This is a genomic window from Nisaea acidiphila (assembly GCF_024662015.1).
Taxonomy (GTDB): domain Bacteria; phylum Pseudomonadota; class Alphaproteobacteria; order Thalassobaculales; family Thalassobaculaceae; genus Nisaea; species Nisaea acidiphila.
Map to the genome: position 1 here is coordinate 2,450,506 of NZ_CP102480.1, position 15,552 is coordinate 2,466,057.

At 64.7% G+C, this 15,552-nt stretch carries 16 protein-coding genes; 10 read left to right on the top strand and 6 right to left on the bottom strand.

Going from position 1 to position 15,552, the window contains the following annotated elements:
- Positions 1-23 precede the first annotated feature (23 nt).
- On the top strand, positions 24-647 hold the full coding sequence (locus tag NUH88_RS11270; protein ID WP_257766506.1) for a LolA family protein: 624 nt from the start codon (positions 24-26) through the stop codon (positions 645-647).
- Between the two features lie 9 nt (positions 648-656).
- On the opposite strand, the gene NUH88_RS11275 is transcribed toward NUH88_RS11270, so the two are convergent.
- Together NUH88_RS11275 and NUH88_RS11280 are read right to left on the bottom strand one after the other, a co-directional pair.
- A complete protein-coding gene (locus tag NUH88_RS11275; RefSeq protein WP_257766507.1) occupies positions 657-1,100 on the bottom strand; it encodes a hypothetical protein in 444 nt (147 codons plus the stop codon).
- A gap of 107 nt (positions 1,101-1,207) precedes the next feature.
- Positions 1,208-1,978 carry a sterol desaturase family protein gene (locus NUH88_RS11280; protein WP_257766508.1) on the bottom strand — a complete coding sequence of 257 codons (771 nt, stop codon included), beginning with the start codon at positions 1,976-1,978 and terminating at the stop codon, positions 1,208-1,210.
- A gap of 95 nt (positions 1,979-2,073) precedes the next feature.
- Between NUH88_RS11280 and NUH88_RS11285 the strand changes: the two genes are divergently transcribed.
- Positions 2,074-2,862: a gamma-glutamyl-gamma-aminobutyrate hydrolase family protein gene (locus NUH88_RS11285; RefSeq protein ID WP_257766509.1), complete on the top strand. Its 789-nt coding sequence runs from the start codon at positions 2,074-2,076 to the stop codon at positions 2,860-2,862.
- 38 nt (positions 2,863-2,900) lie between these two features.
- A complete protein-coding gene (gene xth / locus NUH88_RS11290; RefSeq protein WP_257766510.1) occupies positions 2,901-3,689 on the top strand; it encodes an exodeoxyribonuclease III in 789 nt (262 codons plus the stop codon).
- 146 nt (positions 3,690-3,835) lie between these two features.
- On the opposite strand, the gene NUH88_RS11295 is transcribed toward xth, so the two are convergent.
- The 4 genes from NUH88_RS11295 to NUH88_RS11310 form a co-directional block, all read right to left on the bottom strand.
- Positions 3,836-4,921: a metal-dependent hydrolase gene (locus NUH88_RS11295; RefSeq protein ID WP_257766511.1), complete on the bottom strand. Its 1,086-nt coding sequence runs from the start codon at positions 4,919-4,921 to the stop codon at positions 3,836-3,838.
- 67 nt (positions 4,922-4,988) lie between these two features.
- On the bottom strand, positions 4,989-5,483 hold the full coding sequence (locus NUH88_RS11300; protein WP_257766512.1) for a class I SAM-dependent methyltransferase: 495 nt from the start codon (positions 5,481-5,483) through the stop codon (positions 4,989-4,991).
- Between the two features lie 9 nt (positions 5,484-5,492).
- Positions 5,493-5,948 carry a cyclic nucleotide-binding domain-containing protein gene (locus NUH88_RS11305; protein WP_257766513.1) on the bottom strand — a complete coding sequence of 152 codons (456 nt, stop codon included), beginning with the start codon at positions 5,946-5,948 and terminating at the stop codon, positions 5,493-5,495.
- A gap of 30 nt (positions 5,949-5,978) precedes the next feature.
- Positions 5,979-8,615 (bottom strand): ABC transporter transmembrane domain-containing protein, encoded by a 2,637-nt coding sequence (locus tag NUH88_RS11310; RefSeq protein ID WP_257766514.1) that lies wholly within the window; start codon positions 8,613-8,615, stop codon positions 5,979-5,981.
- Positions 8,616-8,840: 225 nt separating this feature from the next.
- On the opposite strand from NUH88_RS11310, the gene NUH88_RS11315 reads away from it, so the two are divergent.
- The 7 genes from NUH88_RS11315 to NUH88_RS11345 all read left to right on the top strand — a co-directional run bounded on the left by NUH88_RS11315 (position 8,841) and on the right by NUH88_RS11345 (position 15,551).
- Positions 8,841-10,070, top strand: a complete 1,230-nt coding sequence (locus tag NUH88_RS11315; RefSeq protein WP_257766515.1) for a glycosyltransferase family protein — start codon at positions 8,841-8,843, stop codon at positions 10,068-10,070.
- A gap of 48 nt (positions 10,071-10,118) precedes the next feature.
- On the top strand, positions 10,119-11,384 hold the full coding sequence (locus tag NUH88_RS11320; RefSeq protein WP_257766516.1) for a glycosyltransferase family 4 protein: 1,266 nt from the start codon (positions 10,119-10,121) through the stop codon (positions 11,382-11,384).
- A gap of 62 nt (positions 11,385-11,446) precedes the next feature.
- Complete coding sequence (locus tag NUH88_RS11325; RefSeq protein ID WP_257766517.1) at positions 11,447-12,523, top strand: glycosyltransferase family 4 protein; 1,077 nt, start codon at positions 11,447-11,449, stop codon at positions 12,521-12,523.
- Positions 12,520-13,113 (top strand): histidine phosphatase family protein, encoded by a 594-nt coding sequence (locus tag NUH88_RS11330; RefSeq protein ID WP_257766518.1) that lies wholly within the window; start codon positions 12,520-12,522, stop codon positions 13,111-13,113. The genes NUH88_RS11325 and NUH88_RS11330 overlap by 4 nt, the downstream gene beginning before the upstream one ends.
- A complete protein-coding gene (locus tag NUH88_RS11335; RefSeq protein ID WP_257766519.1) occupies positions 13,110-14,270 on the top strand; it encodes a glycosyltransferase family protein in 1,161 nt (386 codons plus the stop codon). The genes NUH88_RS11330 and NUH88_RS11335 overlap by 4 nt, the downstream gene beginning before the upstream one ends.
- A complete protein-coding gene (locus NUH88_RS11340; protein ID WP_257766520.1) occupies positions 14,267-15,040 on the top strand; it encodes a polysaccharide deacetylase family protein in 774 nt (257 codons plus the stop codon). Before NUH88_RS11335 ends, NUH88_RS11340 begins: the two co-directional genes overlap by 4 nt.
- Before the next feature lie 10 nt (positions 15,041-15,050).
- On the top strand, positions 15,051-15,551 hold the full coding sequence (locus NUH88_RS11345) for a hypothetical protein (protein ID WP_257766521.1): 501 nt from the start codon (positions 15,051-15,053) through the stop codon (positions 15,549-15,551).
- Position 15,552: the final 1 nt, after the last annotated feature.

Sequence of the window (15,552 nt, forward strand, 5' to 3'; positions counted from 1 at the left end):
TGCCGCCTGCCATTTGAAACCTTATGAAAAAGTTCCTCGTCCTCGCCGCCCTGACCGCCTGCATCCTGCTGCCGCAGCCCTCATGGGCGCCGCCGCTGAGTGCCGCGGACAAGGAAGCGCTGAAAAAGGTCGAGGCCTATTTCAACGGGCTCACAACCCTGCAGGCCCGTTTCCTGCAGGTTTCCAGCCAGGGTGCGACGGCGCAGGGGATCCTCTCGCTGAAGCGGCCGGGGCGGATGCGGTTCGAGTACGATCCGCCCTCGCCGGTGCTGCTGGTCTCTGACGGGATCTGGCTGATCTTCCAAGACAACGAGCTGCAGCAGACCACACACGTGCCGCTCGGCAGCACGCCGCTTGCGGTGCTGGTGGAGGATCCGGTGGATCTGACCGGCAATCTCGAGGTGCTGGACGTGCGTCACGATCCGGGCGTCATCCGCCTTCTGATGCGGATGCGCGACGATCCGGAGGCTGGTTTCATTCAGATGGTGTTCTCAGACGCGCCGATGGAGCTCCGGCAATGGACCATCACCGACGCCCAGGGCATCGAGGTGAAGGTGGCGCTGCTGGAAACCCGCAAGGGGATGAAGCTGGAGGACGACCTCTTCAAGCCGCGGGACTTCGAGAGCGGCAATTTCGTCGATAAATAAGCCTATCTGTCAGTGTGCTGGTTTGCGATCCCGCCAGAAAAAAATTACCAGCAAATACAGAATATTATTGGTGGCCGGGATCGATATCAGCAGGTTCCACCATTTTGAAATGCCGATCCGATTTGTTCGCTGAATTCCGAGATAGATCAGATAAATCTGCCAAGCCATGAAGAGCGAGAGGAACATCCAGAGCGAATTCGGCTGGATCTCCTCGCCGAAGAGCGAACTGGATACGATTTCTGAGAAAGCAAAGCCGATAATCGAGGCGGTGAATGCGCGCGTGAGGAAGCTCTGGCGATCCAGCGTTCGTTTCGTCCGGATCGAGTAGACGAAGATTGAGTGAATCGCAAACCAAGCGGCCATAATCAGCACGAACGTGCCCAAATCATCGAGAAGAACTTGGCTCGCACGCGTCAGTTCCTCGAAGAGATAAGCTAACTTCTCTGATTGCATCCGGAGTTCCCGTAGCCGTTGCCGGTTCCTTCCCGGCGACTGGACGTCAAGCTCACCGTAAGTACATGCTAATGACAATTTTTGTGGGAGGCAAAGCGCCGTTAGCCTCAGTGGCGCTCCCGGAACGGCAAGGCGATCAGCGGCAGCGCCTCCTCGTCCCGCCGGTTCTCCACGCCGATTTTCATCTCCGGCGTGCGCCGCGTGGCGCTGCGGGAGCGGAAGACGAGGTCCCACCAGCTGAAGATCGTCGCGTAGTTCGAATCCGTGTCGCGGCGGATCGCGTGGTGATGGATCCAGTGGATCGACGGCGTGACGATGACGCGGGAGAGCGCGGCCTCGAGGCGCGGGGGCAGTTTCAGGTTCGAATGGTGGAAGATCGCCGAGAGCAGTACCAGCACCTCGAACAGGATCACCGAGGTGAAAGGGATGCCGAGCAGGATGATGACAATCGCCCGCGCCCCGGCGCTCAGCAGCACCTCGCCGAAATGGAAGCGCACGGCCGAGGTGACGTCGAGGAACTCGTCCAGATGGTGCACCTCGTGGAAGCGCCAGAGGAACGGGATCTCGTGGTTCAGCCGATGCCACCAGTAGATCAGCATGTCCAGCACCAGAACGTCGAAAACGAGACCCTGCCAGCCTCCGAGCCAGTCCGGCCGCCAGCCGAGCGCGTGGCTCGCCGCCCAAAGCGAGACCGGCACGACGATCAGCGGCGAGAGCGCGCCGTTCAGGACCCAGAGCACGGCGTTGCGCAACACCCGCACCCAGCCGCCCCGGCGCGGCACGGCCGGCGCCAGCCGTTCGGCGGCGAAGAGCAGCGCGATCCATGCAAGGATCAGCAGGCCTTTATGCTGGAGTAGCTGTTGCGCGGGGAGGTCCATGTGGAGGAATATGGCAACAGCGCTGCCGCGCCGCCAGCGCCATGCTGTCACGGCCGCGAGAGCGCGATGTCAGACACAAACTTGAGGAGCCCCATATGCTGTCCGTCCCGAGCCTGCCCCTGATCGGTGTGACCGCCTGTCACCAGGAGGGCGAGGACCATTCGACGCAGCGGGTTTCCGAGAAATACGTCACCTGCGTTCCGGAGCCGACCGGCGGTCTGCCGCTGATCATCCCGGCGCTCGAAGAAGGCCAGCTCGATCTCGACAGCCTGGTCGCCCATCTCGACGGATTGCTGCTGACCGGCAGCCCCTCCAACGTCGAGCCGCACCATTTCAACGGCCCGGAGAGCGTCGAGGGCACGCAGCACGATCCGCGCCGGGACGGTGTCACCCTCCCGCTGATCCGCAAGGCGATCGAAGCCGGCGTTCCGGTGCTGGGCATCTGCCGCGGGATCCAGGAGATGAACGTCGCGCTCGGCGGCACGCTGCATCAGCGCATTTTCGATTTCGACGATACTTTCGACCATCGCATGCGCCGCGACGTGGAGTTCGACCGCAAATACCGCCCGGCGCACGAGATCCGCATGACCTCCGGCGGGCTGCTGGCGCGGATTGCCGGGTCCGAAACCGCGCTGGTCAATTCCCTGCATGCCCAGGGCATCGACAAGCCGGGCGAGAATGTGGTGGTCGAGGCGGTGGCGCCGGACGGCATCGTCGAGGCGATCAGTATGCCCTCCGCCAAGGCCTTCGTGCTCGGCGTCCAATGGCATCCGGAATGGCCGCGCCCGATCGAGGGGATCAACAGGAAGATCTTCGAAGCCTTCGGCGAGGCCTGCCGCGCCCATCTTCGTGCCCGCCTCGGACTGGCCGACGCCGCCGAATAACGTTTTCCCTTTCCTCCGACCGAGAGAGTTTTCCATCCATGCGGATTGCCACCTGGAACATCAATTCCGTGCGCCTGCGCCTGCCGACGGTGCTGCGCTTCCTCCAGGAACAGGCGCCGGACGTGCTCTGCCTGCAGGAAACCAAGACCGAGGACCAGCATTTCCCGGCCGAGGCGCTGGCGGAGGCCGGTTACGCGCATCAGGCGATCCGCGGCCAGAAGAGCTATAACGGCGTTGCCGTGGTCTCCCGCGTGCCGTTCGCCGAGAGCGACAGCCGCGACTGGTGCGGCAAGAGCGACTGCCGCCATCAGGCGGTCCGGCTCGAGGGCGGGATCGAGGTGCATAATTTCTATGTGCCCGCCGGCGGCGACGAGCCGGACCCGGCGGTGAACGACAAGTTCGCCCACAAGCTCGCCTTCCTCGACGAGATGGTCGAGTGGTTCGGCTCCGCCCGCAAGTCGAGCGAGCCGATGGTGCTGGTCGGCGACCTCAATATCGCGCCGCTGGAGACCGATGTCTGGTCGCACAAGCAGCTTCTGAAGGTGGTCAGCCACACGCCGGTCGAAGTCGAGGCCCTCGCGAAGGTTCAGGACGGGCTCGGCTGGGTCGACGCGGTGCGCCATTTCGTTCCCGAAACGGAAAAACTCTATTCTTGGTGGAGTTACCGCTCCCGCGACTGGGAAAAAGCCGACAAGGGCCGCCGTCTCGACCATGTCTGGGTCACAGAGCCGCTGAAACCGCGGCTGAAAGGCGCCTCGATCGCCAAAGCCCTGCGCGGCGGCGAAAAACCGTCCGACCACGCGCCGGTGATCGTGGATCTGGATTGAGTACAGTTCGCGCAATCCATCAATGCTGAGCTAAATACGGGTCGTCATCCCCACGAAAGTGGGGACCCAGAGAGCGTAGAGCAGTGACCTGGAACCCTGGGTCCCTGCTTGCGCGGGAATTACGGTTGTTTGGGTTGAGTGAACTGTTACCCGCAGCTAGGCACATCGGGCAGGGCGGCAAGAACCTTCCGCTCGGCATCGAACAGGCTCGCGGCCTCGGCCGGACGCACGGCGGTATCGCCGAACATCGCGCTCAGCAGCCAGGCCACATCCCCCTCGGCCGAGCGCGGTGCGCGGATACGCTCCGGCAGGATCTCCTTCCACACCTCTCCCTCCGGCGCCGCCACGCGGAAATCGAACACGAAGCTCGGCGTCACGCCCATGCGGAGATCGGCGATCCGGAGGCCGTCCTCGTCCCGCAACGTGCGGTAATAGCCTTTCGAGAAGGCGGCCACCGTCGCGGCATGGGGCAGGGTGTCGAGGCAGGGGCTTTCCGGCGCAAGGCGCGGATGGGCGTGGATGCGGGCGCTCGCGGCATCGCCGAAGACCGGCTGGTAGATATTGTAATAGACCGCTCCGTCCACGGCGATGGTCCGCCAGAGCAGCGTATTGAATGGCATCGGTGTGGCCAGGACCTGCTCCGCGTCGAGTCCCGCCGCGGCCAGAGCCTCGCGGGCCTTGCCGTCGGCGATCCGCTGGGCGGCGAGCGACCAGCCGAGATAGAGCGTGGAGAGCACCAGTGCGCCAGCGGTAACCCGCTTCAACCGTTCCGACCAGCCGCCAGCCGTCAGCGCCCAGATCGCCGCACCCAGCAGCGGCAGGGTGTAGAGCGGGTCGATGATGAAGACCGAGCCGACACCGAAGGGCGTGTCCGTCAGCGGCCAAAGCAGCCGCGTGCCGTAGATCGTCATGGCATCGAGCAGGGCATGGGTCGTTAGGCAGAGGAAGACGGTGGCATAGGCGGCCATGCGCCGGTCGCGCAGCCCGCGGAAGAGCCGCATCAGAGCTTCGCCGATCAGCGGCGTGAGCGCGGCATGGACCAGCAGCGAATGGCTCCAGCCCCGGTGCAGGACGAAATTGCTGACCGGATCGCCGTGTTTGTAGAGCACGTCGAGGTCGGGAAGCGTGCCGAACACGGCGCCCGCGAGGGCGGCCTTGCGCGCTCCGATCTTCGGTCCTGCGACGGCGACGGAGATCGTGGCTCCAAGTACGGCCTGGGTCAGCGAGTCCAAGAAAGCCACCTTTCGTGCGGAAAATCGACCTGCAAGAGATGTTGCCGGGCGGGTGCCCGATCAAGTGTCACGCGCGACCGATCTCATAGAGATGGATGCGGCCCGGGCCGATGCCGTCCGGCAGCGCGGCCGCTTTCCAGCGCGGCAGATCGACCGGCTGATCGCTCACCACGACAGCCCCGTCCGCGAGCAGGGCATCGACCAGAGGGGCGATGGCGGCGGCCAGCGCCATGCTGGCCTGTTTCTCGCCGGTGCCGATATCGAGATGCGCGAGCAGGGTTTCGCGGCCGAGCCGTTCCGCCGCAGCCGGCAGGGTTTCCCGGAAATCGCCGAGAAAAAGCCTGTCCTCGGCCGGAATGCAATCCGGATGCGCCGCGACCTGCCGGTCGAACACATAGAACGGGCGCTCCGGCATCAGGCTGCGCAAATGGTCGAATGTCCGGCCGTTGCCGAGACCGAGTTCTATTGCGTTACCGGAACGGTCTCCGATGGCCGCAACGGCCCAATCCAGGCTGAGTTTCTGCGCCTGAAGACGGCGGATCGCACTGTCTAAACGGCTCACGGTCCGGCGTTACCCATCCTTGTCGGAGAGGGCCGCCCGCAGACGGATATTCGTCTGCTCAAGGCGGGCCGCCAGCTCGCGCATGATCTCGACGGCGATCTGCGGAAAGTCGGTGACGAGCCGGAAGAACGCTTCCTTGGAGATTTTCAGGGTCGTCAGGGATTCTTTCGCCTGCACCGTCGCGGTGCGCGGCACGTCGCACAGGATGGCGATTTCGCCGACCACGTCTCCCTTGCTGAGCTGGGCCACTTCAAGCTTGCCGTCGTCCGTGTCGATCAGGACCGACGCCGTTCCGCCGATGATGATATAGGCGGCATCTCCCGAATCGCCCTGGTTGAACAGGACCTGACCGTCCGCATAGCTCAAGCGTTCGGAGGTGAAGGCAAGCAACTTCAGCTTCGACGGCTCGATCTTGGCGAAGAGCGGTATGTTTTTCAGCAGCTCGACTTCTTCATTCAGACTCATGGGATGATCCCTTGGATTTCCGGCTCCGGTCTATTCCTCGTCCAGCAGCGCCCGGAACGCGGTGCCTTCCTCGTTGAGACTATCAAAGCTGCCGTCCTCGATCACGCGGCCTCCGCGCATGACCAGAACGCGCCCGAAAGGCTGTGCAAGCCGCGCCCGATGCGCGACGAAGATCACCGTGCGGCCGGCTGCCTCCTCGCAAACTCGCGCAAGCGTCGGTGCCTGCATGCCGGAATCGAGTGCCGCGACGGCCTCGTTGAGGACGATGACGTCCGGCCGGCGGAGCAGCATCCGCGCCATGGCGACCTTTTGCCGCTGCGCGGTCGTGAGGCGCGAGCCGGCAATCCCCGCCTCGGCATCGAGACCGACCTCGATCACCGTGGCTCTCAGCCCTTCCGACTCGATGACTTCCGCAAGCACCTTGCCGACCTGGTTGCCGGCATCGGCCTGGCCGTAGGCGATCTTGCCGAACAGGATATTGTCCTGCACCGAGGCGGCGAGATTGAACTGGTCGACGGAGAAGAATTCGAGATCGGGCTTGCGGTCTTCCGGCAGCTCCTCGCGGAACAGCTTGCGGGCCTCGAGGATGCGGGACTGCAACTCGTCGGAGATCATTCCGAGGCGGTGACGGGCCGGAATGAGTTTGAACGGCAGGTCGAGGAAGCGATCGCGGTCCTCCGTCTCCATGCCGTCGAGACCGAGGCGGTCGGCGCGCTGCAGCAGGAGCTGGAAATCCGGCAGGTCATCGGCCGAAATGAAGGAATACTGCGCGAAGAACTCGTGGTCCGGAGGCAGGTCCTTGAAGAGCTCCACCATGGTCGAAGCGACCTCGCGGCCGATCCGGACGAAATCCTCGGTTAGCCCGACCTTGTCGAGCAGGCTGCGCACATAGGGGTCGGAAGCGAGGTGATCGAGCGCGAAGGCATCGCCGACCGGCGTTCCGAACAGCAGGTTTTCCGCCACGCTTGCATTGGTGTTGAATTTCTCCTCGTCGAAAGCTTCGACCAGGCTGGCGAGACCAAGTTCTTCCAGCCGCGAGCGTAATTGGGTTCTCGCGCCGAGGATACGGTCGCCGATTTCATCCCGGCTTTCGGCACTGAGCGAGCCGCGCAGACCGAATGCATATACCTCGTCCTCGAGCCCGACGACCTTGAGCAGCTGCGCGATCCGGTCTTTCAGGCCCGCCTCGTCGGTTCCGATCGCCTCATAGTCGACCCAGTTGGCAGAGAGCGGGTCGAGAGAATTTCCCGAGGCTTCCGCATCCGCGCGCTGGCTCGGCGAATCGGGGAAGAAGTCAGGATCCGGGTCGCCCGAGGGTGCATGCTGCGCGCCCATCAGAAGGTTCTGCCTGATCGTATTGGAGAAGACGAAAGCGACCGGGCCGACATAACCAATCCGGCGGCCGGTGACGGATTCCGGCAGAGGCGCGATGTCGACACCGTTCATCGTAACGCTGCCGGAGGTCGGCGGCAGCAGGCGGGCGGCGACCATGGCCAGCAGGTCCTTGCCCCCGCCGCCGGGGCCGGTGATCGCGACATGGTCTCCCTTGGTGACTTCGAAGGAGATCCCGTCGAGTAGCACCTCTCCCTCGTCGTCGGTCAGGCCGACATTGCGAAAGGCGACAGGGCCGTCGAGGGAAACCGGCGTCTCCGGTTCCCCAATCTGCTGCGCCTCGGTGAGGCTGCCCGCGGGATCGAACTGCTCGATCACCTGCTCGTACTTGATCCGGGAATCTTCCTTGCGCTGATAGTAGGTCAGCAGCTCCTTCCACGGCGCCGAGAGATCCTTGTAGGCGGCAAGGATGGCAACCAGCGCGCCGAAGGTGAGATCGCCCTGGATCACCAGCACGCCGCCGATCGAGTAGAAGAAGAACGGCGTCAGTTGGGCGATGAAATTATTGAGGAACTTGATGAAGAACTTTCGGCGGTAGATCTCGTAGCGGATCGTGTAGATCTCGCCGAGCCGCGAGGTGAAGCCGGCAAGCGCGAAGCGCGAGGAATCGTTCGCATGGATCTCCTGTACGCCGGAGATGCTCTCGCCGATCCGGTCGGAGAGCTTGCGTACCGCCTTCACGCGTTCCTTGCCGAGCGCGTTCACACGGCGTTGCAGCTTCGGGATGATATAGCCCTGGATCGGATAGAGCGCGATCGCCGCGGTCCCGAGGATCGGGTCCTGCACGAACATGAAGACGAGAATCGTCAGCAGCGTGCCGCCCTGGAAGGCGGGTAGCGAGATCGCGTCGCCGATGAATCCGCCGAGCGGCTCGACCTCGGCAGTGATCATCGGGATCACCTCACCCTGGCTGACCCGGCGGAAATGCGGCAGCGGAAAGCGCAGGACGCGGGCATAGAGATCGTAGCGCAGGCGCCGGAGCATCCGCTCGCCGAGCTGGCCGCGATAGACGTTGATATAATATTTGAACCCGCCATTGACGCAGACCAGTGCCAGGAAGATCCCGCTCAGCAGCAGCAGGTAGGGGATCTGGTCGAGCTGGTATCCGAACACTTCCGCCGGAAACTGCTTCCCGCCGATCGCCTCGTTGATGATGGTCTTGGGCAGATCGAGCGAATAGTAGAGAAACGGAAAGGAGAGACCGGTCAGCACCAGGAGAAAGATCTGCTCTTTCTTGCTGTGCCGGAAGATGAACCGGAAAATCGTGGGTTCCATGCGGAGCGTCTGTCCGTACCGGTTGGCGTTGGCGTCAAAAACCGTTTGCGCGCAAAACAGTAACCGAACAGTGTCGGCAGGTAAACGTGCCTCCGGTCAAACGGGTTTTGCCGCACTGCACTGTGTGGCATAGTGCACAGCCAAGGGGATATGGTGGGGAGCAGCCCCGCTCTTCAGGCGGGACTTTCCATTAAACAAAGGCCGAAGAATCAAGTGGACGGGCGTATGACCTACGCTAGCAGCAAGCGCGGCCAAAAACGTGTCCTGATGTACAGTCACGACACGATGGGTCTGGGCCATCTGCGCCGGTGCCGGGCGATTGCGCATTCGCTCGTCGAAAATCAGTCGGACCTGACGGTTCTGATCCTGTCGGGTTCGCCGATCATCGGCAGTTTCGATTTCAGGACCCGGGTGGACTTCGTCCGCATTCCGGGCGTCATCAAACTGCGCAACGGCGATTACACCTCGCTCAACCTGCATCTCGATATCGAGGAGACGCTCAATCTCCGCTCCTCGATCATCAAGCACACGGCGGATGCCTTCGACCCGGATCTCTTCATCGTCGACAAGGAGCCCTGGGGGCTGCGCGGCGAGGTGCGGCCGACGCTGGAAATGCTGAAGGACCGGGGCACGCCGCTCGTGCTCGGCCTGCGCGACGTGATGGACGAGCCGGAAAAGCTGCTGCCGGAATGGGAGCGCAAAAACGCGGTCGAGGCCCTGCGGGACGTCTATGACGAGATCTGGGCCTACGGATTGCAGTCGGTCTGCGACCCCTATTCGGGCATGCCGATGCCGCAGTCGGTGCATGCCAAGACCCGTTATACCGGCTACCTGAAGCGCAAGGTGCCGAGCCACGTCCATCCGGTCTCCAGCACGGATCTCGACGATCCCTTCATCCTGGTCACGGCCGGCGGCGGCGGCGACGGCGACGGGCTCATGGACTGGGTGCTGAAGGCCTACGAGGCGGACGATCACCTGCCGTATCGCGCTTTGCTCGTGCTCGGCCCGTTCATGCCGGCGGAGCTGCAGAACGATTTCATGGAGCGGGCGGCAGAGCTCGACCGCGTCGACGTGATCACCTTCGACGCGCGGATCGAGAGCATGATGGCGCGTGCCGCGGGGATCGTCGCGATGGGGGGCTACAATACCTTCTGCGAGATCCTGTCCTTCGACAAACGTGCCCTGATCGTGCCGCGGACCGAGCCGCGGCTGGAGCAGTTCATCCGCGCCTCGCGGGCGCAGGAGCTGGGGATGACGGCGATGCTGGTCGACGACGGAAGCCGCGAGCCGCATGTGATGGCCGACGCGCTACGGCGCCTGCCGAGCCAGCCGCGCCCGTCGGAGAGCATGGCGGCCTCGCTACTGGACGGTCTTGACGAAGTGAACCGTCTGACCCATCGCTGGCTCTACGAGCATCCGGGGTCCAACGTCGCCGTGCTGCGCCGCGAGGCGTAGGCGGCACGCTCCGGCAACTCCCCGCGGCCCGACAGCAAGCGAGACGGCATGACCATTCCAGGTGCAAGCGTTCCGACGGCGATCGTGCTGAAAGGCTATCCGCGCCTCTCGGAAACGTTCATTGCTCAGGAGATTCTGGAACTGCAGACGCGCGGCCTCGACTTCACCCTCGTTTCGCTCCGCCATCCGACCGACAAGGCAACCCATCCGGTGCACGGCAGGATCCGTGCTGCGGTGAATTATCTGCCGGAATATCTCTATCAGGAGCCGCTCCGGGTGCTGAGGGCCTGGTGGAAGGTCCGCCGCCTGCCCGGTTACGGCGCCGTGTTCCGGCTCTGGCTGAAGGATCTCCGGCGCGACCCGACTCCGAACCGGGGGCGCCGTTTCGGTCAGGCAATGGTTCTCGCGGCGGAGCTCGACCCGCATTACCGGCATATCTACGCTCATTTCCTGCACACGCCCTCCTCGGTCGCGCGCTACGCCGCGCTGATGACCGGACGGAGTTGGTCGGCCTCGGCGCATGCCAAGGACATCTGGCTCAGCCCCGAATGGGAGAAGCGGGAAAAGCTGGAAGACGCCGCTTGGGCGGTAACCTGTACCCGATACGGTCATGCGCATCTGGACGGGCTGGTGCCGGGAAAGACGCGGCTGGTCTATCACGGGCTGGATCTCTCCAGTTTCGCCTCTCCGGTGAGGGAGCCGTCCGAACGGGACGGCAGCGGCGATCCCGTGCGGCTGCTTTCGGTCGGCCGCGCGGTGCCGAAGAAGGGCTTCGATCGCCTGCTCGAGGCGATGGCCCGCCTGCCGGAGGGACTTGCCTGGCACTGGACCCATATCGGTGGTGGCAAGGAGCTTGGCGCCTTGAAGGAGCAGGCCGGGCGTCTCGGGATCTCCGGCCATGTCACCTGGCGCGGCGCGGCGGCGCAGAGCGCGGTGATCGAGGCCTGCCGGGAGGCGGATCTCTTCGTGCTGCCGAGCCGGGTCGCCGAGGACGGCGACCGCGACGGGTTGCCGAACGTGCTGATGGAGGCCCAGAGCCAGCGGCTTTGCTGTCTCGCGACCGAGGTGTCCGCGATCCCGGAGTTGATCGAGGATGGGGTGACCGGCGCGTTGGTTCCGCCGGATGACGGGACGGCGCTGACCTCGGCGCTCGAGGGGCTGATCCGCGATCCGGTACGGCGCGCGCGGCTCGCCGCCGCCGGCGAGGAGCGGGTCCGCGGCCGGTTCGATCACCGTACGGCCATCGCCACTCTCGCGGATCTGCTGGGGCTCGGGCCGGCCGAAGCGGAGTCCGGCACGGACGCGGCGGCGTGAGGATTGCCTTCTACGCGCCTTTGAAAGCTCCCGACGCGCCAATCCCGTCGGGAGACCGGCGGATGGCCCGTCTTTTGATGGCCGCGCTCTGCCAGGCGGGGCATGAGGTTATTCTCGCTTCCCGGCTGCGCAGCCGGGACGGCAAGGGCGACCCGGATCTGCAGAGGCGGATCGCCGAACGCGGAATCCGCTTCGCCAACCGGTTCGCTGATTGTTGCGAGGGCGGAAAGATCGCGTCTCCGGATCTCTGGTTTACCTACCACCTCTATTACAAGGCGCCCGATCATATCGGCCCGCGCGTGGCGGAGCGGCTCGGCATTCCCTATGTCGCGGCAGAGGCTTCCAACGCCCCGAAACGCGCTGTCGGCCCATGGGCGGCTTCTCACGCGAGGATTATCGACGCGCTCGGGCGAACGGATCTCGTGGTCGGTTTCAACAGCCGGGACAAGGCCTGCCTGCTGCCCTGTCTCGGCCCGAAGGCCGCCTACCTCGACCTGAAACCGTTCGTCGACGGCCTGCCGTATCCGCCGCGCCCGTCATATGGCGCACTCGCGCGGGAGCTTGGCCTGGCGGAGGGAACCCCGATCCTCCTAGCGGTCGGCATGATGAGGCCGGGCGCGAAAACGGAGTCCTATGCCTTGCTCGCGGAAGCGCTCCGCCTGCTACCGCAGGATCGGCGTTGGGCGCTCGTGATCGCCGGCGACGGACCTGCCCGCGTCTCCGTAGAGCGCGCTTTTGCACCGCTTGGTGCGTGCGTGCAGTTTCTTGGCGCCGTCGATCCCGCGCGTCTGACGGGGCTCTATCTCGGCGCCGACATTCTTGCCTGGCCAGCGATCAACGAGGCCTTCGGGATGGCGCTCCTGGAAGCCCAGGCCGCGGGCCTTCCGGTGGTTGCGGGCGATGTCGGCGGGGTTCCCGATATCGTCACGAACGGAGAGACGGGGCTTCTGTCGCCTGAAGGCGATGCGCAAGCGTTCGCAGCCAACCTCGACTTACTCCTGACCGACCCGGCGCGCGCCCGCCGGATGGGAACAGCCGCTCGGGAGCAGGCGAACCGGCTCCACAGCCTGGAGGCGGCCTCGGCCTGCCTTGACGAAGCGCTCGGCGGGGTTTTGGCCAGGCACGGTGCGGGGCGATGAGGATCGGGTTCCTGCGTCACGGGCCGACGGACTGGAACGCGGAGAAGCGTCTTCAGGGACGTGCCGATATCCCGCTTTCCGCTGCCGGCCGGGCACAGGCCGGGCGTTACCGGCTTCCGGTGGATTTTCGCGGCGTTCGCGCATTCGTCTCCCCGCTCTCCCGGGCGCGGGAAACGGCGGAACTTGCAGGGATCGCGGCTTTTTCTGAAGAGTCCCAGTTGATCGAGATGGATTGGGGGCGCTGGGAGGGAGAGCGTCTCGCGACTCTGCGAGAACGTTTCGGTTTAGAAATGGAAGCCAATGAACAGCGCGGCCTCGACTTCCGTCCTGAAGGCGGGGAAAGCCCGCGGGAGGTGCAGGCGCGCCTCATTGAATTCTTCGGCAGGCTGAACCGGCTGGAACCTCGTCCGGAATGCTGCTTAGCCGTGAGCCACAAGGGTGTGATCCGTGCGGCGCTTGCGCTTGCTTACGGTTGGGACATGACGGGAAAGCCGCCGGTGCGGCTTGACTGGAGCGCGTTGCATGTGGTCCGTCTCGGCCCCGACGGGGCGCTCGAGCCCGACGTTATGAATGTGAGCCTGCTTCCATGACGGACAATCGGTCCAGATCGCTCTTCCTATATGTCCAGAACCTCCTCGGGATCGGTCACCTCCGCCGCGCGGCGGCGGTGGCCCGTGCCGCTGCGGAGGACGGTTTCGAAGTGCATTTCGTCTCCGGCGGCATGCCGGTGCCGCATCTCGATATCGGCGCCGCGGCCTTCCACCAGCTGCCGCCGGTCCGGGCCGCGGACAATCTCTTCAAGGTGCTCGCGGACGAGAACGGCCGGGAGATCGACGATGCCTGGCGCGCCGCGCGGCGCGACAAGCTGCTGGCGCTGTTCGAGGATCTCAAGCCGGGCATCCTCTTCACAGAACTCTTTCCCTTCGGCCGCCGGCAGATGCGCTTCGAGTTGCTGCCGCTGCTGGAGAAGGCGAAAGCGGCGTCCTGGCAGCCGAAGATCGTCTCCTCGATGAGGGATATCCTGGTCACCAAGCCCCGGGCCGACCGCAATCGCGAGATCGTGGAGACCGTTGATCGCTATTACGATCTGGTGCTGGTGCATGGAGACGAGAGCGTGATCAGCCTTGCCGACACCTTTCCCATGTATGGCGAGCTGACGCCGCCGGTGCGCTATACCGGCTATGTGCTGAACCCGATCGACACCGGCTCGGCCGACGGGGACGGTGCCGGTGAGATCCTGGTCTCGGCAGGCGGCGGCGCCGTCGGCGGCAATTTCATGACCGCACTGGTGCGCATGCAACCGGAACTCCCATTTTCCGACCGGACCTGGCGTTTCGTCACCGGCCCGCACATGCCCGAAGAGGCCGCGCGCGAGATCGAGGCGCTTGCGGGGCCGGGCGTGATCGTGGAGCGGAGCCGCCCGGATCTCGCAGCGCTCATTTCGCGTGCGTATCTTTCCATCTCCCAGGCCGGCTACAACACGCTTGCCGAGATCCTGACTGCGGGAACCGCCTCGGTGGTGATCCCCTTCGAGGGCGGGGTCGAGACGGAACAGCGCGTGCGGGCGGATCTGCTGGCGGGGCGCGGCCGTCTCTCCGTCGTTCCCGAGGAGGCGCTCGCCGTTGATACGGTGTCCGCCGCGATGGAACAGGCTGTTGCCGGCAAGGATCGTGGCGTCGCAGGCGTGGATCTCGACGGCGCGGCGGGCACCGCGCGTATCCTGGGTGATCTTCTGGAGCAGGCGTGACTGTCGGGCCTGCCTCTGCGGAAGACCTCGTTCGCGCGCTGGATGCGGCCGCGCAGCGGGGCCGCGTGCTCGACTTCTGGTGGCGCGACGACGATTTGCAGGAACCTGCCCCGGCGCTTGAGCCGTTGCTGTCCTTCGCGGCCCGCACCGGCTGGGCACCCGGTCTGGCCGTGGTGCCGGAGGGTATGGACGCGGACGGCCTGGCCGCCCGGCTTGACACCACGGGGGCCGAACTCCTCGTCCACGGCTTTGCGCACCGGAACCACGCCGCGCAGGGCCAGAAGAAATGCGAGTTTCCCGCCGGGCGGAGCGTTGCGGAGATGCGCGCCGATGCGACAGCCGGGCTTCGCGCGCTGATAGCGGTCTTCCCCGATGCCGCCCTGCCGATTTTCGTTCCGCCATGGAACCGAATTGCGCCCGGGTTTGTTGCGGAGCTTACCGCATGCGGCTTCTCGGGGCTTTCCGCCTTCACGCCGCGCCGCAACGCCGAACCGGCGCCGGGTCTCAAATGTGTGAACACTCATATCGATGTTATCGATTGGCGTGGTACCCGTCGCTTCGTCGGCATCGGGGCCGTGCGGGAGGCGATCATCCGTCATCTCGCGGTCTGCGCGGCCGGGGCGGTGGATCCCGAGGAGGCGTGCGGACTCTTGACCCATCATCTGGTAATGGTGGAGGAAGATTGGCGCGAACTCGGCGCGCTCGCCTCGGAGCTTGCGACCCATGAGGCGGTCCGGCTCCGGGCGCCGAGTGACTGTTTTTGTTTCTGAAGGACCGCTCATGAGCCTGCATGCCTACCAGAAAAGCGCACTGACGGCGGACTATCTCCGCGGCGGGCTCGGGTTTGCGGTGACTGCGTTTCCGGTGCTCTTCGCGCCGATGCTGGGCACGTTTCAGATCATCTTCGGCCTGATTTCGCTTGTATTCGCCGGCTTCGTCGTCAAGACATGGCTGCGAGGGCAGAGCCAGGTAGAGCTCGCGCCGGAGGGAATTCGTACACTCGGCCCGCTTGGCAAGGCCATCGCCTGGCCGGATCTGGCGGAAATGGAGTTGCGATACTACTCGACCCAGAAGGACAAGGCGAAAGGCTGGATGCAGCTTGTCCTAAAGGACGGGAACGGCACGAAAATCTCCATCGAATCGACACTTGACGGTTTCGATACGGTGCTTGAGCATGCCGCTGCCGCCGCCGGTCGGAACGGCGTCGCTCTCAACCAGACGACAACGGACAATCTGGCGGCTGCGGGCGTATCCGTGGGGCTTGCCGCGAGGGACCAGTAGG